This window comes from Streptomyces sp. Z26 (genome assembly GCF_003665095.1).
GTDB classification, from domain to species: Bacteria; Actinomycetota; Actinomycetes; order Streptomycetales; family Streptomycetaceae; genus Streptomyces; species Streptomyces phytohabitans.
This window is the reverse complement of record NZ_RCHV01000002.1, coordinates 2534538-2559992: the sequence shown is the minus strand read 5'-3', so window position 1 is coordinate 2559992 and position 25455 is coordinate 2534538. Positions and strand designations below refer to the sequence as shown.

Sequence of the window (25455 nt, the reverse complement as noted above, 5' to 3'; positions counted from 1 at the left end):
GCAGCCGCCCGTACGGGGGATGCCCCGGTCAGTCCCCGGGCGGCAGCAGCGCGGTCACGGACTCCACCGTGTCGGCGTCCGCCGCCGTCTTGTCCTCGCGGTAGCGCACCACCCGCGCGAACCGCAGCGTGACCCCCGCCGGATAGCGCGTCGAACGCTGCACCCCGTCGAACGCGACCTCCACGACCAGCTCCGGCCGCACCTCCACGCCCCACGTACGCGTCACCGTCGCCCGCCCGCGCAGCGCCTCCGTCTGCCAGCGCAGCAGCTCGTCGGTGAGTCCCTTGAACGTCTTGCCCAGCATCGCGAACGAGCCGTCGGGGCGGCGCGCGCCCAGATGCAGGTTGGACAGGCTCCCGGTGCGCCTGCCGTGGCCCCACTCGGCGGCCAGCACGACCAGGTCCAGGGTGTGCACCGGTTTGACCTTCAGCCACGACGCCCCGCGCCTGCCCGCGCTGTACGGCGCGTCCAGCGCCTTCAGCACGACGCCCTCCTGGCCGCGCGCCACCGCGTCCTCGGCGAACGCGCGGGCCGCCGCCCGTACGTCCGCGCGCCCCGGTTCGGCCGCCTCCACCCGCCGTACGCGCAGCGTCTCGGGCACCGCGCGCGCGAGCTGCGCGTGGCGCTCGGCGGCGGGCAGGTCCAGCAGGTCGCGGCCGTCGAGGAGCAGCACGTCGAAGAAGGCGGGGGAGAGCGGCAGGGCCGCCCGCGCGGCCTCCACGTCCGTACGGGAGCCGACCCGGGACGACGTCCGCTGGAACGGGCGCGGGCGCCCGTCCGGGCCGAGCGCGATCACCTCGCCGTCGAGCACGGCGCTGGTGACGCCGCCCGCGACCAGCTCCCGGGCGGCGGCGGTGACCTCGGGCAGCCGGTCGGTGATCTCGTCGAGGGTGCGGGTCCAGACCCGTACGCCCCGCTCGTCGAGGTGGACCTGCACGCGGATGCCGTCGAGCTTCTCGTCCACCGCGACCGGCCCGGGGCCGAGCCGGTCCAGGGCCTCGTCGACGTCCTTCGCGGACTGCGCCAGCATCGGCTGCACCGGGCGGCCGACCTCCAGCCGGAAGGCGCCGAGGGCGTCCGGGCCGCGCGCGAGCAGCGCCTCGGCCACGGCGCCGAGCGAACCGCCGAGCATGACGGCGCGGCGTACGGCGTCGGGGTCGGCGCCGGACGCGGCGGCGAGGCCCTGCACGGCGAACGCGTCGAGGGCGCCCTGCCGCAGCTCGCCGCCGACGAGGCGGACGAGGAAGTCCTGCTCCTGCGCGGTGGCGGCGGCCAGCAGGGCGTGCAGCAGGCGTTTCCGTTCGGCCTGCGCGCCCTTGCCGGAGACGGCGGCGATCGCGCTCAGCGCCTCGTCGACCTCGCGGAGGGTGAGCCGCGGGGCGGGCGCGGGCGGGGGCCGGTCCACGAGGGTGCGCCAGCCGACGCCGATGCGCCGCTGTGGCAGCCGCCCGGCCAGCCAGGTGATCGCGACCGGCGCCTCGGCCGGTTCCGCCGCGCGGAACAGTCCGGCGAGCAGCGCGACCTTCTCCGTCCCCGCTGAGGTGGCCGTGACCTCCAGCGACGTCCGTGCGATGTCTGCCAGCAGCATGCGTCCCATAGTCGCCCCGGTGGCCGGGTCTGTCGCCCGGGGCGCGCGGTGGTGCGTACGGGCGGCCGGTGGTGCGGGCGGGCGTGCGGTCGTACGAGGTGGGACGTGGTGGCGTACGACGGCGCGCGGGGCGTGCGGTGAGGTGTGACCAGGGGGGCGCGTGCGACTCAATTCGCGCGTGTGGTCAGCTACTTGACGTGGCGTCAACGTGGGCGCCCGTGGGAAGATTCTGCGCGACGGCGTGGCCACGCGGAGTCGTGGCGGAAAGTCGAGGTCAACATGCGAGACGACGGGACGACGGAGTCCGAGGTCGACGTGACCGTCCCCAGCGTGGCCCGTATGTACGACTTCTATCTCGGCGGCAAGGACAACTACGCGGTGGACCGCACCGCCGTCGCCGAGCTGGACAAGGTCGTGCCCAGCACGAAGCCGCTCGCGATAAACAACCGGCGCTTCCTCCAGCGCGTGGTGCGGCGGCTCGCGGAGGACCACGGCGTGCGGCAGTTCCTCGACCACGGATCAGGTCTGCCGACGCAGGACAACGTCCACCAGGTCGCGCAGCGCATCGACCCGGAGTCCCGCGTGGTCTACGTGGACAACGACCCGATCGTCCTCGCCCACGGCCGCGCCCTGCTCCAGGAGGACGACCGTACGGCCGTGCTCCAGGCGGACATGCGCGACACGGACAAGATCTTCGAACACCCGGAGGTCAGGCGCCTGATACGGCGGGACGAGCCGGTGGCCGCGCTGTTCGTGTCGGTCATGCACTGCCTCCCCGACCCGCACCCGCAGGAGCTGGTCGAACGGGTCCGGGAGCGGCTGCCGAGCGGCAGCTTCCTGGTGATAAACCAGCTGGTGAGCGAGGACCGGAAGACGCGGGACTTCGTCACCGACTTCATGGCGGAGAGCACCCACGGCAACTGGGGCCGGGTGCGCGAGGCGCACGAGGTCGAGCGGTACTTCGACGGACTGGACGTGCTCGACCCCGGACTCGGCCAGATCAACGACTGGCGGCCGGACTCGGAGCTGGCGCTGCGTCAACTGACGGACGAGTGGTACGAGTTCGGGGGCGTGGCCCGCGTCCCGTAGCGGTCGGCGGGCGGTCGGTGGGCGGCCGGGGAGCGGCGCGTACGGCGCGTCGACCCCGGTGCCGTACCCGACACCCGTACCGGACCGACACCCGTACGCCGGGCGGCCGGTCAGAAGCGGTCGAGCAGACCTTCCAGGAACGCGACCGTCTTGGCGGGGGCGTCGGCCGTCGCGCACAGCCGGTCCATGACGACCATGTAGTTCTCGACCTCTTCCAGCTTGTCCAGATAGAGCGCCGAGGTCAGCTGCTCCATGTAGACGATGTCCGGCAGGTCCGGCTCCAGGAAGCGGAGTATCGTCACCGGGCCACCCGCCGCGGCGAGGCCGCCGAGGGCGAACGGCGCGATCTGGAGCGTGATGTTGGGCTGCCGCGCGGCCCACAGCAGATGCTCGATCTGTGCGCGCATCACCTTGGCGCCGCCCAACGGGCGCTGGAGCGCCGCCTCGTCCAGCACCGCCCACAGCCTGGGCCCGTGCGAGCGGGTCAGCACCTGCTGCCGCTCCACGCGCAGCCCGACGCGCTTCTCCACCTCGCGCTCGTCGGCCCGCGGATGGCCGAGCTTCACGCACGCGCGGGCGTACTCCTCGGTCTGCAACAGGCCGGGCACGAACTGCACTTCGTAGGTGCGGATGACCGACGCGGCCTCCTCCAGGCCGAGCAGCTGCTCGAACCAGGACGGCAGCACGTCGCTGTACTTGTTCCACCAGCCGGGGATGCTCGCCTGCCGGGCCAGCGCGAGGAACTCCTCGCGGTCCTCCGGGTCGTGGACGCCGTAGAGGGTGAGCAGGTCGTAGACGTCCCGCTCCTTGTAGCCGGTGCGGCCCAGCTCCAGGCGGCTGATCTTCGCGTGCGAGCCGCGGATCGCCTCCCCGGCCGCCTCGCGGCTGATCCGCTTGGCCTCGCGCAGCCGCCGCAGCTGTGTGCCGAGCACGATGCGGAGGATCGTCGGGCCGCCGCGCGGGTGGTCGAGGATTCGGCTGACCGACGAACGGTTCTCAGGCTCCGGACCGGCTGTCATCGCGACTGCCCTGCTCCCCTGGGTGGTTGAGTGTTCGCCCAGTGTGGCACTCGCTCGACCGGGCGTACAGCGGAGTGTGCGACGGGCGCGCGCCCCCGCGCACCGGCTCCGGCACGGGGTGGGCCGGAACCGGGCGTGCGTGGGGGCGCGCGCCGTGGTCGGTGGCCGGGGCGCCGCCCCGGGCCGGGCCGTGTCGGCCGACCCGGCGGGCGTGACCCCGGCCGCTGTGTGACGTCGGTGGGAGGAGGGGACTGCCGTCCGGTCCGGGGCGTCAGTCTCCCGGGCCGAGGAAGTCGTCGAAGTCCCCGTCCTTGGCTCCCTGGATGAATGCCGTGATCTCGGCCGGGGTGTAGATGAGGGCCGGGCCCGCGGGGTGCCGGGAGTTCCGTACCGCTACTCCGCCGCCGCCCAGTTGGGCCAGCTCGACGCAGTTTCCACTGGGGTTGCTCCGCCGGCTCTTGCGCCATACGACGCCCTGGAGCCGCGGGTCCTGCATGCCGTGGTCGATGTGCATGCCCCGAACCTTCCCACACAAGAGTGTGCTTGCACCTGTTCTTACAGATGTGCTTGCAGACGTGCGTACGTGGGAGGATGATGGCGTCCGGATCCGTCCCCCGCTCGACGAGTGCGACACCCCCGATCTGTTGCGGAGTTCGTGATGGCCCTTCACACGCCCCTCGGCACGGACGAGGACGACCAGTCCTGCGACTGGGAGGACCCGTTGATGCGCCTCATGCTGCTGCTGGAGATAGCGAGCGAGCCCGCGTGGCTGCGTGATCTGGCGGCGCAGTCGACGGGAACGGCCGGAGCCACGGGAACGGCCGACGGCGGTACGGGGCGCAACAGCAGCCCCACGGACACCACTGACCCCACCGGCCACGGGAGTTGACCCACACCTGAGGCTCCGGGGAGCGCACGGGAGCGACCGGGGGCGCACCGGGGTGAAGGAACTCCGCGAAAGCTTTGTGCACCGCGCCTGAACGCTGCAAAGCTGGTGCCGTCCAGCCGCGCTGGCGGCCTGTGCCGATCCGTCGGAGATTCCCTTGGGCGACGTTTCCCGGTTCAGAATCGGCGGTGTACTGTCCTGGCTCCCCTTCGCCGCGATGGGGACCGTCGCCGTGGTCGACGTCCTCGCGGGCGCCGGGGCGGGCTTCCTGCCGCTGATCTCCCTCGGTCCGGCCTTCGCCGGGCTCACCGGCGGTGTGCGCCGCACCGCGGGCATCGGCGTGCTGGCCCTCGGGCTGTGCCTCGTGCTCAGCGTGTACAACGGCCAGTTCGCGGACCGGCGCGGCAACACCGCCGTCATCGGCGTCGTCGGGGTCTCGGCCGCGGGTCTGGTGGCCACCGCCCGACGGCAGCGCCACGAGGCCGAGCTGGCCAGCGTCCGCAGCATCGCCGAGGTCGCGCAGCGCGTCCTGCTGCGCCCCGTGCCGCTCACCGCGGGCCCGCTGCGGGTCGCCGTCTCGTACACCTCGGCGGTCGCGGAGGCCCGGATCGGCGGCGACCTGTACGAGGTGGCGATCTCACCCGACGGCGTACGCGTGATCGTGGGCGACGTGCAGGGCAAGGGGCTGGACGCGGTGGAGACGGCCGCGGTCGTGCTCGGCGCGTTCCGGGAGGCGGCGTACGACGAGGCCGAGCTGGTCGCCGTCGGCGAACGGCTGGAGCGGGCGCTCGGTCGGCACCTGTCGGACGAGAAGTTCGTGACGGCCGTCCTCGCCGAGTTCCGGCCGGACGGCACGGTCGCCCTGCTCGACTTCGGCCACCCGCCGCCGCTGCTCGTACGGGCCGACGGGTCGGTCGAGTTCGCGGAGCCGCCGGATCCGGCGCCGCCGCTGGGCCTGCGCGCGCTCGGCGCGTTCGACGCCCCCGGCGGGGCGGGCGCGATCGACGGGCTGAAGCCGCAGCCGTACGGGCTGACGTTCACCCCGGGCGACCAGCTGCTGTTCTACACCGACGGGGTCACTGAGGCGCGCGACCCGGAGAACCGCTTCTACCCGCTGGCCGAGCGCGCCGCGATGCTCAAGGACCCCGACCCGCAGCACGCGCTCGACGTCATCCGGCGCGACCTCGTCGCCCATGTGGAGCGCCCGCTGCGCGACGACGCGGCGATGCTGCTGCTCCGCCACCGCGACGTGTAGCGCGGCCGTCGCGGCCCGCGGGGCGCGCCGCGGTGGGGTGCGCGCGGGTGGCTACGGGCGTCCGCCCGCGTGGTAAGCGCGTGCGGTACGGCGCTGGTGCGCGCCGCGCGCGTACGCGTTCGGGCGGGACGGATGCCGAACGGGCGCGCCCGAAGCCGAAACGGGCACAGGCAGGACCGGGGCGCCTTGTCGTGCCCGTCGGCGCGCGTGGTGGAAGCGGGCGCGCGGCACGCCGTCACGCGCGGGGAATGCGCGTTCTGCCCGGGATGGCGATACCGAAGCGATACGTGTGGTCACCTGGACGTCACCCTGCGCGGAACGGCAGACTCCAGGCCCCGTGTCGGTCAAAAACGGAGATTCCGGCACGGCGTTCGGTTACGGAACAGAGGCGGGGGCTGGCAGTGCAGCGACGGAGAACGGAAGTGGTCGCGGCGACCCTGGCGGCCGGTCTGCTGGCGACGACCCTCACCGCGTGCGGCGGTGAGGACACCCAGGGCGGCGGTGGCGAGCTGCACGTCGTCGCGGTGGAGCACGGCGACCGGTCCGGGAACAGCTCGAAGAGGTACTGGGACAAGCTGGTGGGCGAGTTCCAGTTCACGTCGCCGGACATCGACGTGAAGGTCGAGATCGTCGACCGGGACCGGGTGGACCGGAAGGTCGCCGAGATGGTCGAGGCGGGCGAGGCGCCGGACCTGGCGCTGACGGGCGGCTCGTTCGCCGGGTACGCCGAGGAAGGCGAGCTGTACAGCGCCGACGAGGTCCTCTCCACCGCCGTACAGGGCGACTTCGTGTCCTCGCTGGCGCAGGCGGGCACCGTGCGCCGCATCCAGTACGGGCTGCCGTTCGTCGCCAGCACCACCGCCCTCTTCTACAACAAGGACCTCTTCGCGGAGGCGGGCATCAAGGACGCGCCCACCACCTGGGAGGAGCTGCGCAAGGACGCGGCGGAGCTGCGTTCGGCGGGCGTGAAGACGCCGTACGGGCTGCCGCTGGGCCCGGCGGACGCGGAGGCCGAGACGTTGAACTGGATGCTCGGTGGCGGTGGCGGCTACTCGGACGACGGCGGCGCGTACGACATCGACTCCCCGCAGAACACGCAGACCTTCGAGTGGCTGCGCGACAAGCTCGTGAAGCCCGGCCTCACCCAGCCCGACCCGGCCGCCACCAGCCGCGACCTCGCGTACGCCGACTTCATGGACGGCGACGTCGCGATGCTCAACGGGCAGCCCACGCTGATGCAGCGCGCCCTGGAGAGCGGCGTCGACTACGGCATCGCCCCGCTGCCCGGCCGCAGCGGCCCGGCCAAGTCCACGACGGGCGTGGCGGACTGGATGACGGCGTTCAAGCAGGGCGGCCACCAGGAGCAGATCCGTACGTTCCTGGACTTCCTGTACCAGCGGAAGCACGTCGTCGAGTACGCCGACCAGTACGACCTGCTGCCCGTCACCACGTCCGCGTCGCAGGCCATGCGGGACGACGACGCGCACGAGCCGCTGTGGGAGTTCCTCGACCGGCTGCCGACCGCGACGCTCTACCCCGTCGGCAAGACGTCGTGGACGCCGACGGCGCGCGCCCTGCGGAAGTCCGTGGGCACGGCCGTGGCCGAGGACGGGGACCCGGCGGAGGTGCTGGGGGAGATCCAGCGCAGCGCGACGGCGACGGAGGTCGCGGGCGGATCGTAGCGGCGCGCGCGGAGGGACGCGGTTCCCGGGCGTGAGGGGGGGGGACCGTTCTCCCGTGAGGTGACCGTCGCCCCGCTCCTGTCGTCACCGGCCCGCCCCGCCGCCCGGCGGACGTCCGGCCTGGCCGCCGCCCAGCACCTCGGCCCGCGCGCGGTTCGCGGTGGCGTCGTTCAGGCAGCCGCGCAGCCGCATCAGGTCGTGCCCGGTGAGCGCGGGCCGTACGGTCCCCGCCCACACGTCGCCGTCCAGCCACGCCAGCGCCGCGTGGTCGTTGGACACGGAGGTCGCGCGGCGGCAGCTCTCCCACAGTTCGCGCGCCGCCAGCCGCTCCCGCGCGCCCTCCGTCCGCGCGCTTCCGCCCCGTACCTCCACCCGGAACACCACCGTCGTCGCGGCCGACGCGGGCCGCGCCTGCGGGCGGGTCTGGGTGGCGCTCGCCAGCCCGCCGACCAGCAGCCCGGTGAGCAGTACCCCCAGCGCGCAGGCGGCCCCGACCGCGGCCGTACGGAGCGGGCGGGACGGCGGCACCGCCGCCCGTTCCTCCAGCGTGGCGCCGGCGGGTATCCCGCCCGGCGGCGCGGTGAGCCGTGCGAGCCGGCGCGCGAGCCGCCGTTCCGCGCCGGGGCCGCCGGTGGCGGCGGCCACCCGCTGCACCACCCAGGCGACGCCGGACAACACCGCGCCGGTGGCCATCAGCACGGGCACGAAGACGTACGAGTCCCGCGTCCCGTCCGTACCCGGCAGCTCCAGCCAGCGGAACCGCCGGGGCGCGTCCGGCCCACCCCGCCGCGTCTGCTCCAGCCGCCGCAGCACGTCGTCCGTACGCGTCTCGGACTCGGCCAACCGCCGTTCCAGGCGCGCGATCCGGTTCAGCAGCACCGCGCAGACCAGCATGACCTCGACGGCCAGCAGCAGCGTCCCGCTGATCAGCGCGCGCTGCCACTCCCAGCGGTGGAGGTACACGGCGAAGTACCCGGCGGCCGACGCCCCGGTCAGCCCGCCGAGGACGTACGCGAGGTGCCTCATGCCGCGGCCCCCTTCCGCGCGTCGCCGCCCGTACCTCCCCCGTCGTGCTCGGGTGCGTGCGGTGGCCTGCGCGGCGGCCCGTACGGGTGGGGGTGCGGACGCGGGGACGCGGCCACGCGCGCGCGGGAGGCCTCCGGGGCCGCGTCGGGCGTGGGGCGCGTGCCCAAGGGTGCCGCGCCGTCCGTACGCTCCACCGCGCCCGTCGTACCGTCCACCGACAGTCCCGTGCCGGGCGGGAAGCGGTCGGGCGCGCCGGGCACGTCCACGACCGTCGGCACGTGCTGCTCCCGCGCCAGCACCGCGAGATGGGACAGCACACTGCCCGTCTCCGCCACCAGCCCGGCGAGCCCCGGCAGCAGCGCGGCCAACGACGGGTCCAGCACCCGTACGACCAGCACCGCGTCGGCCGGTCTGGCCCCCCGGCCGTCCCAGGCCGTGCCGGTGCCCAGCCCGCCGCCCGCGCCGCGCCCGCCGGTCCGCCCGGCCTGGCCGCCGCCCGCCGCCGGTTCGGCGCGGGGGCGCCCGCCCGCCAGCCGGAACGCCGCCGGGAGGGCGCGCGGACCGGGCCGGGGCAGCCGTTCGGCGAGGTCCGCGGGCAGCCCGGCGGCGTCGGCCGCGGACAGCTCCGGCCAACGCAGCAGGGCGACGCGTTCCGGCGCGGGCAGCGCACCGGAGGCCACCAGCCGCCGCGCCAACTCCCGTACCACCCCCCGCTGCATCTCCTGCACCCAGCGCACCCGCAGCCGCAGCCCCTCCCGTACGGGGAGGGCCGCCACCCCGCGCGGCACACCGGACCACCCGGAGGGCGCGGGCAGCGGGTCGCGCGCGCCGAGGGTGGGCGGCAGCAGGGCGAGCAGGACGGGGTGGCGGGCGATCAGTTCGGCGTCACCTTCCCGCGTGTACGCGCCCTGGCGGGGGCCGGTGCCGGCACCGGCGGAACGGGACGTCCGCGCGCGCGTCTCCGCCAGTACGGCCAGCGCCTCACCCGCCGCCGTGGCACCGGTGCCGCGCCCGAGGAGGGAGCCCGCGAGCGACTCCTGCGCGTGCAGCGGGGAGAGGACGGCGCGTCCCCAGGAGAGCGCGTCGAGGAGCTGACCGCCGGACAGCTCGGCGGGACCGGGCAGTTCGGCCAGTTGCCGGTCGACGTCCGCCATCAGGTCCACCGCGAGCAGCGGCAGCGCGTTCCGGAGCCGCCCCGTGCGCCAGGCCGCGAGCAGCCGCCGGGTGCCGTGGGCGGGGTTGGCGAGGCGCAGCAGGGGACGGGCGGGGGGAGCGGCGCCGAGCAGCCGCAGATCGGCCGCCGCGCGGCCGTCGACCGTACGGGCCAGCGGCACCCGCCGCAGCTGTGCGCGGGGCGCCGCTCCTGCGGTGTCCACGGCGACGGCCAGGCCGTGCGCCATCGGCGTCAGCCAGAGGTCCTCCTCCAGCGGTTGCAGCACGCGCGGGAAGGTCTCGGCCACCGGCCCGGGGCCCAGCAGGCGCGCACCGCGCGGGGGGAGCGCGGCGACGGCCGTGATCGGACGGGACTGGAACAGCCACAGGGCGCCGTCCGCGCCGAAGCCGAACTCGATGTCCTGCGGCCCGCCGAACACCCACTCGGCCCGCCGCGCGAGCCGTACGAGTCGCCGCAACGCCCGTCCGTCCAGCGGCGCTCGCGCGTCACCCGCGGCCCGTTCCCCGCCCGGGTACGGGCCCGCGGCCGTGCCCGGGTCGGTCTCCAGCAGCCGCCCGTGCCGGGTGAGGCGGTAGCGCGTGCCCTGCGTGCTGCCGTCGACCAGCCGGTCGGGGCCACCGTGCACCGCGCTGACCAGCATCCGGTCCGTACGTCCCGCCACCGGGTCGGCGCCGAACAGCACGCCGCCCGCGACCGCCCGCAGCATCGGTTGCACCAGGACGGCCATCCCGTGTCCCGGGCGGGGGGTTTCGGTGCCGGTGCCGGTGTCCGCTTCGGTGTACGTCGCCGCCGAGTCCAGCACCGTACGGACGGCGGCGCCGAAGGCGTCCCAGTCGCGTACGTCCAGCACGGACGTGAACCGGCCCGCCATCGAGGAGCCCGTGCCGTCCTCGTGCACGGACGACGAACGGACCACCAGCGGCCGCGCGTTCTCCGTACGCGGGGCGCCGTCCGTACCGGCCACGGCCCGCCAGGCGGCGCGCACCGCGCGCTCGCCGTGCGGAGCGTCCGGCGCGAGACGCGTGGGGACGAGCGCGAAACCGGGCAGGACGGGCAGCCCGGCCGCCGCGGCGCGCGCCAGGTTGGCGGCCTTGGGGCCGACCAGCTCCGCGTCCCGCGCCCGTGCGGCGTCCAGCGCCACGACGGCCACCCGGTCGGTGTCCGTTCCTCGCACGGCTTCCACCACGGCATCCACCTCCGCTCTCGTGGCGGCGGCCTGGGGAATCGGCTGCGCGCCCTCGCCTCGCGGCCCGGGAAGCGGAAGGACCCCTTCGAGCAGTCGTCGGGATCGACCGGGTGCTTTTCCCCAAGTGTGCACCGCCCGGGGCGAAGTGGGGAGGGCGGGTACCTGTCCGGGGCGCTCCCGTCGGTTGCCGAGCACGCCCCCGACCGGGGGTTTCGGTGGACGGGCGCGCGATTCCTCGAGGTGAAGTACCGCTCCCGCGCGCGCGGTTGGCGAGAACGCGGATGGCGCCTGGCGTCGTCCGGGCGTGACAGAGGGGAAACGGGGGCTGACGGTGGGGTGATGGCGCGGGGTGCTACGCGCCAGTAACCTCGATGGAGGGAACCCCGAGACCTGATCCGCCGTCACTCCCGTCAGGAGCGTGACATGCGAACGAAACACACCGTCCGTACGGAGGTCCCCCGATGACCTGCTGCCGCTGCGGGCAGGCCGCCAAGGCGCCCGTACTCGTACGGCGCATAGAGACCATCTCCGGTCCCATGCGGGGGAACTACGCCTGCCTGCCCTGCGGGCGCTGGTTCGGCGCGCGGGCCGACGCGCCGGACTGGCTGAAGCGCGACCTGCTGGCGCGCGAATCGGTGCGGTGACGCCGTATCGGCGGAGCGGCCCCGGAGCGGCGCGGTGGCGCGGGCGCCCGGGTCGTCCCGGTCGCCCGGTCCACGCCCGCACGGTGGGCGCGTGAGCCTACGAGGGTGTGCCGGTGCGTACGTGCGCGTACGCGGCGCTCCCGGGAGTCGGTGCCCCGTCGCGGAGCCGCGAGGCGTGGCCGCACCGGGGTCCCCGTGACCCGTGCGCCCCCACGCTCCCGCGTGCGCCGACCGGTCGGCTCAGACGCTCTCGCTCTTCGCCGCGGCCATCCACGCGCGCCGGAGCCTGGCGAGCTCCTCGAGGTCAGCGGGGGTCCACACCTTGCGGTTGGCGACGAACGCGCGTATCGCCGCGTTCGCCTCGTCGAGGACTAGCCGCGACGCGGCCGGGGCCGGTGAAGGAGTAGGGGACATGTGGTCAAGGTTAGGGGAGAGAACCGGTGATCTCACCCACCGCGTTCAGGACAAGACGCCCCGGATACGGAGGTGAGCGCCCCGCGCCGCCGTGTGGCGGGCGGCGCCGGGGACGCCCCGCGCACCCCGTGGACGAGCTGTCGGGCGGTCGCCCGCAGTGCTCTGACGTGCGCTGAACGGGGATTACCTCGGGTAGGGAGCCGCGGCGGACGGGCTGCGCCACAGGCGCGTGAGGGGCGCACGCTGCCGTACGCCGCGCCCCCGAAGAAGCGCCCGTACCGTGGGGAACGTCACGAAAACGGCGCCCGTGACCGGGGTTCGTGACCGCCGGGCATGACCGGGGACTGTGCCACACGGCACACTCGTACCCCCGTGCGCCCCCTTACGCACGCCAGTGCCGGGCGCACGCGTGGCCGAAGCCCGCCTCCCGTGCGCCCCTGTCGCGCCGTCGGCGCCGTGGCACAGGCCGTAGGCTCGACGGATGGCCAAGTACTTCGACGTGCACCCCGACAATCCGCAGCGCCGCACGATCAGCAACGTGGTCGACAGCATCCGCGACGGCGCGCTCGTCGCGTACCCGACGGACTCCTGCTTCGCCCTCGGCTGCCAGCTCGGCAACCGCGACGGCATCGACCGCATCCGTACGATCCGGCAGCTGGGCGACCGGCACCACTTCACGCTCGTGTGCCAGGACTTCGCGCAGCTGGGGCAGTTCGTGCAGGTGGACAACGACGTGTTCCGGGCGATCAAGGCCGCGACCCCCGGCAGCTACACGTTCATCCTGCCCGCGACCAAGGAGGTGCCGCGCAGGCTGCTGCACCCCAAGAAGAAGACCGTCGGGGTACGCATCCCCGACCACGTGGTGGCCCAGGCCCTCGTCGCGGAGCTGGGCGAACCGTTGCTCTCCAGCACGCTGCTGCTGCCGGACGAGGAGGAGCCGCTGACCCAGGGCTGGGAGATCAAGGAGCGGCTCGACCACGTCGTCGAGGCCGTCCTCGACTCCGGCGACTGCGGCACCGAACCGACCACGGTCATCGACTTCTCCGGCGGCGAGGCGGAGATCGTCCGCAGGGGCGCGGGCGATCCGGAGCGCTTCGGCTGAGTCCGGCGGGCGGCGCCGCGGGCCGGTCGCCCGGTGGCCGGTTCCGACGGCCCGCTCCCGCGGCCGGACCCTCGCTCACGGGCCCGGACCGCGCGACGGTACTGGCTCTCGCCGACCGCCGTCGCCGGGTCTACTCCCCGTGGCGTATGCGGCCGCGCCGGGCCGCCCCTAACGTGAGCCGTGTGACCGCCCCCGCCCGCAGTCCCGCGCTTCTCGGCCGCCTGCGTCACCTCGCCGACCGGGCGTGGTCCCGTACGGGCGTCACCGCGCCGCCGCCCCTCCCGTCGCTCGTCGTGGACCTGGCGCCGGTACTGCTCGTCGGCCTGCTCACGGGTGCCGACGCGGCGGTGAACGAGCCGGGCTACCGGCAGGCGGACCGGTTCACCTGGAGCCTGCTGGCCGTCTCCCTGCTGGCACTCGCCGTCCGCCGCCGCCACCCCGTTCTCGCGGCCCTGGTGACGGGCGCGGCCTGCGCGGGCTGGGCGCTGTACGGGCACATCGGCGAGTTGCTGAACCTGCCGGTGATCGTCGCGCTCTACACCGTGGCCGTAAGCGGCGACCGCCGCCGCACGCTGTGGACGGCGCTCGTGGCGGCGTCGCTGTCCGGCGCCGTCGCCCTCCGCGTCGGCCGCGACGTGGTCAACCCGCAGGGCCTGCCGGTGCTGGAGATGCTGTGGCCCCTGGTGCCCCTGCTGCTGGGCGAGGTCGTACGGACGCGCGGGCAGCTCCTCGACGAGTACGCGCGCCGCGTCGCGCAGGCCGAGGCGGAGCGGGAACGGGAAGCCGCGCGCCGGGTACGGGAGGAGCGCGTACGGATCGCGCGCGAGCTCCACGACGTCGTCGCGCACACGGTGACGGCCATGACCGTGCACAGCGCCGTCGCCCTGGACGCGCTGGACGGCAGCCCGGAGGTGGCGCGCAGGGCCATGGTCCAGGTCCGCGACTCGGGCCGGGAGGCCGTACGCGAGCTGCGCGCCACGGTGGGCGTGCTGCGGGAGGACGCGGACGAGACGACGGCGCCCGCGCCGCGCCTGGCAGAGCTGGGTGAGCTGGTCGCGCGCCTCACCGGCAGCGGGGTCGAGGCGGTGCTGCGGCAGCCGGACGACGTCGGCCCGTTGGCGCCCATCACGGAGTTGGCCGCGTACCGCATCGTGCAGGAGGCGCTGACCAACGTGGTCAGGCACGCCCGGGCCCGGCACGTGGCCGTCTCCGTTCGGCGCGAGGGCGGGGACCTGGTGGTGGAGGTCGTGGACGACGGCACGGCGGCGGCGCCCGCCACCTCCGCGCGCGCGGAGCACGGCACCGGCGCGGATCCGGGCACCGCCACCGGCTTCGGTCTGGTCGGCATGCGCGAGCGTGCCGCCGCCGTCGGTGGCACGCTCGCGTGCGGCCCGGCGCCCGGCGGCGGCTTCCGCGTACGCGCTTCCCTGCCCGCTGACGGCGGTGCCCCGTGACCGGGCCCGTACGGCTGGTGCTCGCCGACGACCAGACCGTCGTACGCGCCGGGTTCCGCGCCCTGTTCGACCTGACCGACGACCTCGTGGTCGTCGCGGAGGCCGGTGACGGCCGGCTGGCGGTGGAGGCGGTCCGCACGACGCGCCCCGACGTGGTGCTGATGGACATCCGCATGCCGGGCGTGGACGGCATCGAGGCCACCCGCCGGATCGCGGCCGATCCGGAACTCGACCGGGTACGGGTGATCATGCTGACCACGTACGAGGTGGACGCGTACGTCTTCGAGGCGCTGCGCCACGGCGCCGCCGGCTTCCTGCTGAAGGACATCGAGCCGGAGGGGCTGCGCGCCGCCGTCCGCACGGTCGCCGCCGGGCAGAGCCTCCTCGCACCGGCGGTCACGCGCGGTGTGATCGAGGAGTTCGCGCGGCTCAGGGCGCCGGAGGCGGCCGGAGCGGAGCGGCTCGCCGTGCTCACCGGCCGGGAGCGTGAGGTGATGGCGCTGGTCGCCGCGGGGCTCGCCAACGAGGAGATCGGGCGCGCCCTGACCATGAGCCCGCTGACCGCGAAGACCCACGTCAGCAGGGCGATGACGAAGCTGGGGGCGCGGGACCGCGCGCAGTTGGTGATCCTCGCGTACGAGACGGGGCTGGTGCGGCCCGGAGAGCAGCGGTGAGGGCGCACGCGGGGCGGTGCCCCGGCCCGTACGCCGGTGGGAGCAGCAGCCGACTCCCGCCGGCGGATGTCCGCACGGGGCACCGTCCCTACCGTCGGCCACATGATCGAAGCGACCGAACTCACCAAGCGCTACGGCGGGCGGACCGCCGTCGACGCGCTGACCTTCCGGGTAAGGCCGGGCCGGGTCACCGGTTTCCTCGGCCCGAACGGAGCGGGCAAGTCCACGACCATGCGGCTGGTTCTCGGCCTCGACACGGCGACCTCCGGCACCGCGACCGTCTGCGGCGGCCCCTACCGGCGGCTCGGCGCCCCCTTGCGGTCCGTCGGCGCGCTGCTGGACGCGAAGGGCGTGCACGGCGGGCGTTCCGCGTACGGGCACCTGGCCGCGCTCGCCGCGAGCAACGGGATCCCGCGCGGCCGCGTGGCGGAGGTGCTGGACCTGGTCGGTCTCCCGCCCGCGACCGCCCGTCGGCGCACGAAGGGCTTCTCCCTCGGCATGGGCCAGCGGTTGGGCCTCGCCGCCCTGATCGGCGATCCGGAGGTGCTGATCCTCGACGAACCCGTCAACGGCCTCGACACGGAGGGCATCCGCTGGGTGCGCGACCTGATGAGATCCCTGGCCGCGGAGGGACGCACGGTCTTCCTCTCCAGCCACCTGATGAGCGAGATGGAGCTGACGGCCGACCACCTCGTCGTGATCGGCCGGGGGCGCCTCCTCGCGGACACACCGATGCGCGACTTCCTCGCGGCCGGCCCGGCGCGCGCCGGCGCGCACACGCTCGTGCGGACACCGGAACCGGAACGGATGCGGGAGCTGCTGGAGGAGCGGGGCGCCACCGTGCGGCTCGACGCGCGGGGCGGCTGGCGGGTGGTCGGGCCCGGCGCCTCCGCCATCGGCGACCTGGCCCGCGACCACGGCGTGGCCGTGCACGAACTGACGCCGGAACTCTCCTCGTTGGAGGAGGTCTACACGGAGCTGGCCCGGTCGTCCGTCGAGTACGGCACGGGCGGCGCCAACGGGGACGGCGGTGCCGCGTCAGCGCGCTCCCGTACCCGGACCCGTACCACCGTGGGAAAGGGGCACGTCCGATGACCACGCGCACACCGCTCGCCGCCGCCCACCCCCGCGCCGGCTTCCGGCAGGCGTACGCCGCCGAGTGGATCAAATTCGTCAGCGTCCGCTCCCTGCTGTGGACGACGGTCGCGACGGCGCTGGTGCCCGTACTGGGCGCGGTGTTCGTCGCGGCCACCAGCAGCCTCCAACCGGACGACACGGTGCTCGGGGGAAGCCTCACCCTGTCCGTCGTCGCGCAGATGCTGGCGGCCGTGGCCGGGGCGCTGACGGTCAGCGGCGAGTACACCGCGGGCACCCTGCGCGCCACGCTGTCCGCCTGCCCGCGAGGCGGCACGGTGCTGGCGGCGAAGGGCGCGGTGCTCGCCACCGTGCTGTACGTGCCCGCGCTCGTGTCGTGCGGAGCCGCGTACGTGCTGGGCGGCGCGCTGCTGCCCGCGTCGCACCCGGCGGGGGAGCCGCTTCCGGCGCTGTTCGGGGTGGCCGCGTCGTTCGTCCTCGCTGGGTGGCTCGGGCTGGCGGTGGGCACCCTCGTACGGCACTCCGCGGGGTCCGTCGGCGCGGTGCTCGGGCTGCTGGTGCTGCCGTCGGTGTTCGGCCCGCTGCTCGGCGCGGCCGAGCCGTGGGTCGCGGGCTTCTCGCCCACGGCGGCGTTGGAGAAGCTCACGCAGACGTCGGACGCGACCGCCGACGCCGTCGGGTCGCTGGGCGCCTGGCCGTCGTTGCTGCTCGTGGCGGGTTGTACGGCGGCGCTGCTGCTGGCGGCGGCCGTGGCACTGCGCGCCCGCGACGTCTGAGACGCCCTCCGCCCGCGGTGCTCCCTCCCGCCGCGGACCGGGCCGAGGGTCCCTCAGCGTCGTCGGGGAGGCGGTCGAGGGCGACCCGTGCCTCGTACGGGTGGTGCACCGGGCGTACGCGCACCAGAGCGGGCGGTCCGCCGTGGCGGTGCTGCACCCCGTCCTCGGCGGCTCGCGGCCCGTGGGGGAGCTGTGCCGCATGGGCGGCGACCTCGCGCGCGGGGCCGCCGCCGAACCGCGGTCACCGTCCTGGCCGTTCGCGCCCCGGGCCGTACGCGAGGGGGAGGGGTCCCGTCGCGGGTGCGGCACAGTGTGGACATCACGGGGGAGGGCGCGTCCCCACGGCACCGAGGAGGACGGCGATGCACGATTCGGACAGCCTGGCGCGCGGTGTCGCGCCCGCCAGCGCGGGGACGCTCCACGCGCGTTCCGTCGGCGGCGGCATCCAGGTCGTGCCCCGTGCCGGGCGCACCGTGCGGTTCGGCCGGGGGGAGGAGCCGGACGTCGACCTGTGCGTCGGGGAGGGCGACCTGCGGGTGAGCCGTCGGCACGGCGAGTTGCGGTACGACGACCGGCGGTGGTGGCTGCGGAACACCGGACAGCAGCTCGTACGCCTCCCGCGCGGCAGGCTGATGCACGGCAGCACGGACCCGGTGCCGCTCGCGGAGGGTTACACGCCGCTGTTCGTCGAGGGCTCGGGCCTCCGGGAGCACCTGGTGGAGCTGTACGTGACGGGCGCCGACCAGCAGCGGCTCGGACCGCGGCGGCGTGCCGGCACGCCGCCCCCGAAGCGCTGGCCGCTCGACGACGACGAGCGGCTGCTGCTGGTCGTCCTCGGCCAGCGGTACCTGCGTCACGAGGAGGCGCCCCGCCCGCTCTCGTACCGCCAGGCCGCCGAGGAGCTGAACTACCTGAGCGTGGGCGCCTCCTGGAGCGAGCGCCGTATCGACTACCGGGTGGGGGTCGTACGGCAGCGGCTGAACGACGGCGGATTCCCGCAGACGCTCCTCCAGGGAGCCGATTCCGGCGGGCCCTGCGACGACAACCTCATCCACAACCTGCTCAAGGGCCTCGTGGAATCCACGACTTTGGTGCCGCCGGATCTCCGCCTGATCGACGACGATCCCGAAGACCTCGCGTTCTGACGGAAGTCGGAGAAAGGACGGGCTTTTTCGCGGTGCGGTGAATTCCTCCGCCCACCGCGAAACGCCGGTGGTTTCCGGACGTCCGGTGGTAGGCGCGCCGTGGCCCTCCGCTGTCAGCGAACCGCGCGTACGCGGCAGTTCCGGCCCGTTCGCACGCCGGCGCGCACGTGCTAGCTTCACGGAAAGCGAGCGGGAATTTCCCTTTTCCCGTCCCGTTCGCGCCGCCGAAAGGACCGGCCCCCGGAATTCCGGGACTCGTGGAGAACGGGAGTAGACCGATGGTCGCCACCATGCTTTCCCCTGCCCGTGAAAAGCCCCGCGGAATGGCGGCACCGGCGCCCGCCGCGTACGCCGACCCGGTGTTCCAGCGGCTGCTGGACGACCGGATCGTCTTCCTCGGCCAGGAGATCGACGACGACGTCGCGAACCGCGTCACCGCGCAACTCCTCATGCTCGCGGCCGACTCCGCCGACGACATCTTCCTCTACCTCAACTCGCCCGGCGGCTCGGTCATGGCGGGCATGGCGGTGTACGACACGCTGCACTACATCCCGAACGACGTCGTCACCATCGCGATGGGGTTCTGCGCCTCCATGGGCCAGTTCCTGCTGACGGCGGGCGCCCCCGGCAAACGGTTCGCGCTGCCGCACACCCGCATCCTCATGCACCAGCCCTCCGCGGGCCTCGCCGGGTCCGCCTCGGACGTCCGGATCTACGCCCGGCAACTGGTGGAGACCAAACGGGAGATGGCCGAACTGACCGCCCTGCACAGCGGACAGCCGGTCGAGAACGTCGTCCGCGACTCGGACCGCGACCGCTGGTTCACGCCGGAGGAGGCCAAGGAGTACGGCCTGATCGACGCCGTACTGGACCGCGCCTCCGGCACGCTCGGCGGCCGCCCGGCGACGCCCGCCACCTGACGGCGCGTCTCCCGCCACCCGACGGCCCGGTGCCCGCCGACCGCCGTCGTACGGCGCCCCGTCGGCGCGGAGTCCCCCTTGGCGCAGAGTCTCCTTGTGCCGCGCGACCGGCGGCTGCTCCCATGGACGGGAGGCAGCCGGTACGGCGGTCGACTTGGGGTGGTGGGGACGATGAGCGGTCTGCATGTCTCCCGGTGGCAGCGGCAGGGGCACGAACGGCTGTGCGTGAGCACGGTCGAGGGCGCCGCCGTCGCGTGGCTCGACTGCCGCAGCGGGGAGGTCACCGTGCTCGTCGAGAGCCGCCGGGCCGCCGCCCTGGAGGCCCTCGGCCCGTACCTCGCCGCGCGCGGCCCGGAGGCGGCGGCGCCGCGCCGTACGACGTCCCGTGGCCGTACGACGTCCCCTACGGCGCCCGGCGCCGCGGGCGCGCCTCCCCGCGCGCGGACGGGCACTTCCGGGACCGGCCCCGGCACCGACGCGGCCGGGGCGCAGCGGGGCGCGGACCCCGGCAGGAGCGACGAGGGCGGCGACCTCGCCCGCAACCGTCCCGGCGAGGCACTGGAGGCCAAGCTGGACGCCCTCGGCGGTGACCGCACGGTGCTGCGTCTGCGCCGGCTGCTGCGCCTGCGCGGCGAGACGGACCCCTGGCAGGAGGCCCTCCGCGCGCAGCGAGCCGTCGCCACCGAACTGCGGCGGCGCTGCCCGCCCCGCTGGCACGCCCTGCACTCGGTGCCGCTGCCGGGGGACGACGTCATCGACCACCTGCTGATCGGCCCCGGCGGGGTCTTCTGCGCCGACACCGAGTACCACCCGCGGGCGGAGGTGCGGGTGGGCGAGGACGACGTGGAGATCGGCGGCCGGAGCCACCCCTACGTACGCGTCACCCGCGACGCCGCCCGCCGTGCCGCGCGTGCCCTGTCCCGCGCTTGCGGCGCCGCCGTCGAGGTCACCCCGCTGCTGGTCTTCGTGGACGCGGCGGAGGTGCGGGTGGAGCCCGCGCTGCTCGACGTGCGGGCCGTGGAGAGGCGCCAGTTGGCCGCCCTGGTCGCCGCGACGGGCGTGCTCACCCCGCAGCGGATCGACGAGGTGCACGCGGCGGCACGGGACCGCCGTACGTGGACGGACGCCTGACCCGTACGCCCTCCTGCCGCGCTCCGCACCTCACCCCTCCGCGTCGCGCGCCTCATCCCTCCGGCGTTCCCCGCAGACGGGCGAGGGTCAGCACCTCGCCCCCGATGCCCCAGCCACCGTCGGTGACCTCCTCGACGAGCACCAGGGTGGTGGCGCGGGCGCGTTCCCCGTACACCTCGGCGTACAGGTCGGTGGTGCGGGTGATCAGTTGTTCCTTCTGCTCCAGGGTGAGGCTGCCCGCGGGGACGCGGAAAGTGGCGAACGGCATTTATGTCCTCCGTGTGTGTGGGTGCGGATACGGGCGCGGGTGCGCGCGTACGGAGTGGGGGCCGGGGGCTCGGGAGCCAGGCTCAGACGATGCCGCCGTTGGCGCGCAGCACCTGGCCGTTGACCCAGTGCCCGGCCGGGCCCGCGAGGAAGGCGACGACCTCCGCGATGTCCTCGGGCGTGCCGAGCCGCTCCAGCGGCGGCTGCGCGGCCAGCCGGGCCACGGTCGCCTCGTCCTTGCCATCGAGGAACAGGTCGGTCGCGGTGGGCCCCGGCGCGACGGCGTTCACGGTGACGTCCCGGCCGCGCAGCTCGCGCGCCAGCACCAGGGTGAGCGCCTCGACCGCGCCCTTGCTCGCGTTGTACGCGCCGTAACCGGGCATGGCCAGGCCGATCGCGGACGTGGAGAACGTGATGACCGCGCCACCCGCGCGCACCGTGCGCGCCGCCTGCCGGGCCACCACGAACGTGCCGCGGATGTTCGTACGGTGCAGCTCGTCGAGGTCGTCCAGGTCCAGCTCCGCGACGGTGGTCGTCACCATGCGGCCCGCGGCGTTCACGACGACGTCGACGCCGCCGTACTCCGCCTCGGCGGTGCCGAACAGCTCCGCCACCGCCCGCTCGTCCGCGACGTCGGCCCGTACGGCGACCGCGCGGCCGCCCGCGGCGGCGACCTCCGCGACGGCGTCCTCGGCCAGCTCGCGATTACCGGCGTAACCGGCCACGACGGCGAAGCCGTCCTCGGCCAGCCGCAGCACCGTACGGCGGCCGATGCCGCGGGAGCCGCCGGTGACGACGGCGACCCGCTGCTCCCCGCGCGGGGGGAGCGCGACATCGTGCGGGCTGTCGGCGGAAGGGGAGGGGGTGGGGGCGGGAACGGTCATGGGGTCACTCCTGTACGTGCTCGGGCCCGTACGTGCTCGGGCGGTGCGTGTCCGCGTGTGCGGACGGACGGACGGACGGACGCGGACCGGCAGGCCGTACGGTCGCCCCGCCGGTGGCCGCGATACCGCGGTCCCGTGCGCGGCCGGTGTCCGCCGCCCGTCGTCCGCTCCCCACCCACCTTCGACCGCCGCGGCCGGATCAGCCACGGCTGCGCCCACCCGGGGGTCGGCAACCCCTGGCTCCGCCCCGCGACGGGGGCCACGATGGGGGTGTGGACCTTCCCGCGCTCGCCGCCTACCTCCGTACCCGTCGCGACCGCGTACGCCCGGACGACGTCGGCCTGCCCACCGGGCCGCGCCGCCGGGTGCCGGGGCTGCGCCGCGAGGAGGTGGCGCAGCTCGCCGGGCTGTCCGCGGACTACTACACGGAGCTGGAACGCGGCCGCAGCGCCCAGCCCTCCGCGCAGGTGCTCGCCGCGCTCGCCCGCGCGCTGCGCCTCGGCGGCGACGAGCGCGACCACCTCTTCCACCTGGCCGACCGGCCGCTGCCGCACACGGCGCACGGCCCCGGCGCGCACGCGCAGCCCGCGCTGCTCGGCCTGCTGGACAGGCTGGACACCACTCCCGCGCAGGTGATCACCGACCTGCACGAGACCCTCGCGCAGAACGAGCTGGCCACCGCGCTCGTCGGCCGTCCTCCGGCGGTGAGCGGCCCCCGGGCGAGCCTCGTCCACCGCTGGTTCACCGACCCCGCCGCCCGCGGCCTCTACCCGCCGGAGGACCACCCGCAGCACTCGCGCGTGTTCGTCGCGGACCTCCAAGCGGTCGCCGCCCGGCGCGGCCGTGACAGCGCGGTGGCCGGGATGGTCCGCGAACTGCGGCGGCGCAGCGAGGAGTTCGCCTGCCTGTGGGACACGCACGACGTGGGGCTGCGCCGCAGCGACCACAAGCGGATCGCGCACCCCTCGCTGGGGGTCGTGGAGGTCGACTGCCACTGCCTGTTCAGCGAGGACGGGCGTCAGCGCCTGCTGTGGTTCACGGCGCCGCCCGGCACCCGTGGGGCCGCCCAGCTGGAACTGCTCTCCGTCATCGGCACCCAGGACATGGCGTCCGAGAACGCCTCCCCGGGCGAGCGCGGCTGACCACCGGCCACGCGCCCGGCGCCTGTGCCACCGCCCGTACGGCACGCGGCAGGCGGCTGCCCCTCCTCCGGGGCAGCGGCCCGCTGGCGCACCACCCGAGGGCAGACAGCGCGGGCGCCTCGCCATGACAGCCGTGGGGTTGACCAACAGTGCCGGTGCCCGTCTGCCCGGTCCCCCGGGCGGCGGTCCAAGCCTGCCGGGTGGGTGGTCCGGCCGCATCGGTAAGACCGGAACATCGGTATGCGCGCGCCCGTCAACGAGGCAACTCCGTATACCTACGCGGTGCCGCCGCGCACGTACGGGGCGTACGACACCACTGTGCGCGCGGTGCGCGGGTACGTACGCGTGGGCGGGACCGCGCGCTCGCGTAGGTATACGGCTCCGTCGGGGCGCAGCGCGTACGTATGGCGGCGGGCGGACGTACGTACCCTCCGCGCCGTGTCGCCTACCCCTCCGGGACCGCCGCCGGGATGTCCGTACGGGACGTGATGCCGAGCTTCGCGAGGATGTGCTCGACGTGCGCGTCGGCGGTCCGTTTGGAGATCACCAGCCGCTCCGCGACCTCGCGGTTGGACAGGCCCTGCGACACCAGCGCGGCGACCTCCCGTTCGCGCCGCGTCAGCACCTCCGTGGCGGGCCGCCGCCGGGCCCGGGGGACGGGGGCCTCGCGGCGGGCCGCGGGCGGCTCGTCGACGTCGGCGCGCACCGCCTCCAGCACGTCCGTACCGGACATCCGCGCGCCCGCCGCGCGCCAGCGGTCGAACGCCGCGCCCCCGAGCGCCGACCGCACCTGCTTCCCCATCGACTGCTGCTGCTCCAGCAGCGAGGGGAGCATGCCCAGGGGGTCGCCGCTGAGCCGCCGCGCGTTCTCCGCGTAGCCCAGCAGCCAGCCCGCCCTGGCGTACCGCCCCTGTCGCGCCGCGTGCCACGCCAGCGCCAGGCACGCCAGCGCGGCCACCAGGACCTCCCCGATCTCGCCCGCCGCCTCCAGCGCCAGCCGTAACGGCTCCGCGCTCGCGTCGTGCTCGCCCGCCAGCCACAGGCAGATGCCGCGGACCGCCATGGTGGACGCGTAGAACTGGCGGTCGCCGGTGTCCTCCAGGTACGCCAGCCCCAGCGCGCACAGCTCCAACGCGCCCGCGGTGTCGCCCAGTACGGCACGCAGCAGCGCGCCCTCGTTGTGGATGACGGCCATGCCGAGGCCGTCGTCCGCCGCGACGATGCGCAGCCGGGCCCGTTCCAGCTCCGCCAGCCCCGCGGCCGGGTCGCCGTCGAGGAGGCCGAGCGCGGTCAGCGCGCCCAGATACCCGTCGGTGAACAGCGCCACCCGTTCCGTGCCGGACCGCCGGGCGACGGCGTGCGCCTCCGTGATGCGTACCGGGGCCGTCGCCAGGTCCGCCGTCCACATGGCGAACACACCGGTCATGAAGAGTCCCCACGCCCGTTCCGCGCAGTCCTCCGGGACGAGGGCGAGGCCCTTGTCGATCCAGTGCCGCCCCTCGGAGAGGATCCCGGCCGCCCGCCAGTACAGCCCGAGCTGCGTCGCCATCCACAGGCCCTGGGCCGCCCTGCGGTCCTCCCCTCCGCGCCCCGCCACCCCTCCCTCCGCGGACTCCGTGCCCTCCCCCGGCGCGGAGTACGCGAACGCCAGCGCCTCCCGCAGGTCCGCGGCGTCGTCCCGTACCGCGCGGTGCAGCGCCACCTGTGCGGGCGTCAGCAGCTCGTCCCAGAAGCGGGAGCACAACCGCTGGTAGTACGCGAAGTGCCGTTCCCGTACGGCGTCCGCGCCGCCCGCCGCGGCCAGCCGGTCGGCGCCGTACTCACGGATGGTGTCCAGCAGCCGGTAGCGCCCGCCCTGCGCGCCGACGCGCTGCACGACGGACTTGTCGACGAGCCCGATCAGCGTCTCCAGCACCTGTTCCCGCGTCAGCCCGTCGCCCGCGCACACCTGTTCCGCCGCGGACAGCTCGAAGGAGCCCGCGAACACGGTCAGCCGCGCCCACAGCACCCGCTCCTCCTGCGTGCACAGCTCGTACGACCAGTCGATGGCGGTACGCAGTGTCTGGTGCCGGTCCCGTGCCGTACGACGGCCGCCGGTCAGCACCTCGAAGCGGTGGTCGAGCCGGGACACCAGTTCAGCGAGGGGCACGGCGCGCAGCCGCACGGCCGACAGCTCCAGCGCGAGCGGGATGCCGTCGAGCCGTGCCACTAGGGCGCGCAACCGCTCCCCGCTGTCGTCGGTCGCGGTGAAGCCCGGCACGACCGCCGCGGCCCGCTGCACGAACAGCTCCAGCCCGTCGTCCGGACCGAGCGGCGCGATGTACACGCAGTGCTCACCCGGTACGTCGAGGGGCTGGCGGCTGGTCGCGAGCACGCTCACGTCCGGGGCGTCGCGGAGCAGGATGTCGGAGAGCATCGCGCAGGCGTCGAGGAGGTGTTCACAGGTGTCGAGGACGATCAGCAGCCGTCGCTCCCGCAGGTGCGCCACGATCGCGTCGAGCGGCTCCATGCCGGACTGCTCGGGCAGTTCCAGCACGGCGGCGAGCGTCGACGGGACCAGGCCGGGGTCGCGCAGGGCCGACAGCTCGACCAGCCACACCCCGTCCGGGAAGCGCGGGGCGAGCGCGGCGGCGGCGCGCAGTGCCGTACGGCTCTTGCCGACGCCGCCGGGGCCGACGAGGGTCACGAGGCGGCCGCGCTCGAACTCGTCGCCGACGAGAGCGATCTCCTCCTGGCGCCCGACGAAGCTGGTGAGTTCCGCGGGGAGTTCCCCGCCACGGCGCTGTCCGAACCCGAATCCCATGCCACTCCCGAGTGAGAAATCGATCCCAGCACAGCGTACGTAAGCGGATTCGGAGCGTGAACAAGGCGTGAGCGGCGTATCCGGGCGCCGACCCGGGCG

At 74.9% G+C, this 25455-nt stretch carries 23 protein-coding genes; 14 read left to right on the top strand and 9 right to left on the bottom strand.

Annotation, left to right across the window (positions count from 1 at the left end):
* Nucleotides 1–28: 28 nt before the first annotated feature.
* Nucleotides 29–1588 carry an ATP-dependent DNA ligase gene (locus D7M15_RS11300; RefSeq protein WP_121517394.1) on the bottom strand — a complete coding sequence of 520 codons (1560 nt, stop codon included), beginning with the start codon at nt 1586–1588 and terminating at the stop codon, nt 29–31.
* Between the two features lie 279 nt (nt 1589–1867).
* Between D7M15_RS11300 and D7M15_RS11295 the strand changes: the two genes are divergently transcribed.
* Nucleotides 1868–2677 (top strand): SAM-dependent methyltransferase, encoded by an 810-nt coding sequence (locus D7M15_RS11295; RefSeq protein ID WP_121517393.1) that lies wholly within the window; start codon nt 1868–1870, stop codon nt 2675–2677.
* A gap of 110 nt (nt 2678–2787) precedes the next feature.
* Here D7M15_RS11295 and D7M15_RS11290 read toward each other — a convergent pair whose 3' ends face one another.
* Both D7M15_RS11290 and D7M15_RS11285 read right to left on the bottom strand, forming a co-directional pair.
* Nucleotides 2788–3696 (bottom strand): helix-turn-helix transcriptional regulator, encoded by a 909-nt coding sequence (locus D7M15_RS11290; protein ID WP_121517392.1) that lies wholly within the window; start codon nt 3694–3696, stop codon nt 2788–2790.
* Between the two features lie 271 nt (nt 3697–3967).
* Nucleotides 3968–4210, bottom strand: coding sequence for a DUF397 domain-containing protein (locus D7M15_RS11285; protein ID WP_121517391.1), 243 nt, complete (start codon nt 4208–4210; stop codon nt 3968–3970).
* A 144-nt stretch (nt 4211–4354) separates the two neighbouring features.
* Here D7M15_RS11285 and D7M15_RS11280 point away from each other — a divergent pair, with 144 nt between their 5' ends.
* From D7M15_RS11280 to D7M15_RS11270, 3 genes are all read left to right on the top strand, one after another.
* On the top strand, nt 4355–4585 hold the full coding sequence (locus tag D7M15_RS11280) for a hypothetical protein (RefSeq protein ID WP_121517390.1): 231 nt from the start codon (nt 4355–4357) through the stop codon (nt 4583–4585).
* A 214-nt stretch (nt 4586–4799) separates the two neighbouring features.
* A complete protein-coding gene (locus D7M15_RS11275; protein ID WP_121520603.1) occupies nt 4800–5837 on the top strand; it encodes a PP2C family protein-serine/threonine phosphatase in 1038 nt (345 codons plus the stop codon).
* Nucleotides 5838–6259: 422 nt separating this feature from the next.
* A complete protein-coding gene (locus tag D7M15_RS11270) occupies nt 6260–7519 on the top strand; it encodes an extracellular solute-binding protein (protein ID WP_240649245.1) in 1260 nt (419 codons plus the stop codon).
* A gap of 84 nt (nt 7520–7603) precedes the next feature.
* On the opposite strand, the gene D7M15_RS11265 is transcribed toward D7M15_RS11270, so the two are convergent.
* Nucleotides 7604–8545 (bottom strand): hypothetical protein, encoded by a 942-nt coding sequence (locus tag D7M15_RS11265; RefSeq protein WP_121517389.1) that lies wholly within the window; start codon nt 8543–8545, stop codon nt 7604–7606.
* Nucleotides 8542–10905 (bottom strand): PEP/pyruvate-binding domain-containing protein, encoded by a 2364-nt coding sequence (locus D7M15_RS11260; RefSeq protein WP_240649240.1) that lies wholly within the window; start codon nt 10903–10905, stop codon nt 8542–8544. The genes D7M15_RS11265 and D7M15_RS11260 overlap by 4 nt, the downstream gene beginning before the upstream one ends.
* 461 nt (nt 10906–11366) lie before the next feature.
* Here D7M15_RS11260 and D7M15_RS11255 point away from each other — a divergent pair, with 461 nt between their 5' ends.
* Nucleotides 11367–11549 (top strand): hypothetical protein, encoded by a 183-nt coding sequence (locus D7M15_RS11255; RefSeq protein WP_121517388.1) that lies wholly within the window; start codon nt 11367–11369, stop codon nt 11547–11549.
* 240 nt (nt 11550–11789) lie between these two features.
* Here the strand turns inward: D7M15_RS11255 and D7M15_RS28425 are convergent, their stop codons facing one another.
* Nucleotides 11790–11963 carry a hypothetical protein gene (locus D7M15_RS28425; RefSeq protein WP_165906234.1) on the bottom strand — a complete coding sequence of 58 codons (174 nt, stop codon included), beginning with the start codon at nt 11961–11963 and terminating at the stop codon, nt 11790–11792.
* 481 nt (nt 11964–12444) lie between these two features.
* Between D7M15_RS28425 and D7M15_RS11250 the strand changes: the two genes are divergently transcribed.
* The 8 genes from D7M15_RS11250 to D7M15_RS11215 all read left to right on the top strand — a co-directional run bounded on the left by D7M15_RS11250 (nt 12445) and on the right by D7M15_RS11215 (nt 20260).
* A complete protein-coding gene (locus D7M15_RS11250; RefSeq protein WP_121517387.1) occupies nt 12445–13065 on the top strand; it encodes an L-threonylcarbamoyladenylate synthase in 621 nt (206 codons plus the stop codon).
* 182 nt (nt 13066–13247) lie between these two features.
* On the top strand, nt 13248–14519 hold the full coding sequence (locus tag D7M15_RS11245) for a sensor histidine kinase (protein ID WP_346428796.1): 1272 nt from the start codon (nt 13248–13250) through the stop codon (nt 14517–14519).
* Complete coding sequence (locus D7M15_RS11240; RefSeq protein ID WP_121517385.1) at nt 14516–15193, top strand: response regulator transcription factor; 678 nt, start codon at nt 14516–14518, stop codon at nt 15191–15193. Before D7M15_RS11245 ends, D7M15_RS11240 begins: the two co-directional genes overlap by 4 nt.
* A 102-nt stretch (nt 15194–15295) precedes the next feature.
* Nucleotides 15296–16288: an ATP-binding cassette domain-containing protein gene (locus D7M15_RS11235; protein WP_121520598.1), complete on the top strand. Its 993-nt coding sequence runs from the start codon at nt 15296–15298 to the stop codon at nt 16286–16288.
* On the top strand, nt 16285–17064 hold the full coding sequence (locus D7M15_RS11230) for an ABC transporter permease subunit (RefSeq protein ID WP_121517384.1): 780 nt from the start codon (nt 16285–16287) through the stop codon (nt 17062–17064). The genes D7M15_RS11235 and D7M15_RS11230 overlap by 4 nt, the downstream gene beginning before the upstream one ends.
* A 362-nt stretch (nt 17065–17426) precedes the next feature.
* The gene (locus D7M15_RS11225; RefSeq protein ID WP_121517383.1) at nt 17427–18209 is read left to right on the top strand and encodes an FHA domain-containing protein; all 783 of its coding nucleotides are present in this window, start codon (nt 17427–17429) and stop codon (nt 18207–18209) included.
* Nucleotides 18210–18532: 323 nt separating this feature from the next.
* A complete protein-coding gene (locus tag D7M15_RS11220) occupies nt 18533–19129 on the top strand; it encodes an ATP-dependent Clp protease proteolytic subunit (RefSeq protein WP_165906233.1) in 597 nt (198 codons plus the stop codon).
* A 171-nt stretch (nt 19130–19300) separates the two neighbouring features.
* On the top strand, nt 19301–20260 hold the full coding sequence (locus D7M15_RS11215) for a nuclease-related domain-containing protein (protein ID WP_121517381.1): 960 nt from the start codon (nt 19301–19303) through the stop codon (nt 20258–20260).
* 52 nt (nt 20261–20312) lie between these two features.
* On the opposite strand, the gene D7M15_RS11210 is transcribed toward D7M15_RS11215, so the two are convergent.
* On the bottom strand, nt 20313–20528 hold the full coding sequence (locus tag D7M15_RS11210; protein ID WP_121517380.1) for a tautomerase family protein: 216 nt from the start codon (nt 20526–20528) through the stop codon (nt 20313–20315).
* An 82-nt stretch (nt 20529–20610) separates the two neighbouring features.
* Nucleotides 20611–21411, bottom strand: coding sequence for an SDR family oxidoreductase (locus D7M15_RS11205; protein ID WP_121517379.1), 801 nt, complete (start codon nt 21409–21411; stop codon nt 20611–20613).
* Nucleotides 21412–21683: 272 nt separating this feature from the next.
* On the opposite strand from D7M15_RS11205, the gene D7M15_RS11200 reads away from it, so the two are divergent.
* Complete coding sequence (locus D7M15_RS11200; protein WP_121517378.1) at nt 21684–22553, top strand: helix-turn-helix transcriptional regulator; 870 nt, start codon at nt 21684–21686, stop codon at nt 22551–22553.
* A 445-nt stretch (nt 22554–22998) separates the two neighbouring features.
* Here D7M15_RS11200 and D7M15_RS11195 read toward each other — a convergent pair whose 3' ends face one another.
* A complete protein-coding gene (locus D7M15_RS11195; RefSeq protein WP_121517377.1) occupies nt 22999–25356 on the bottom strand; it encodes a LuxR C-terminal-related transcriptional regulator in 2358 nt (785 codons plus the stop codon).
* Nucleotides 25357–25455 lie beyond the last annotated feature (99 nt).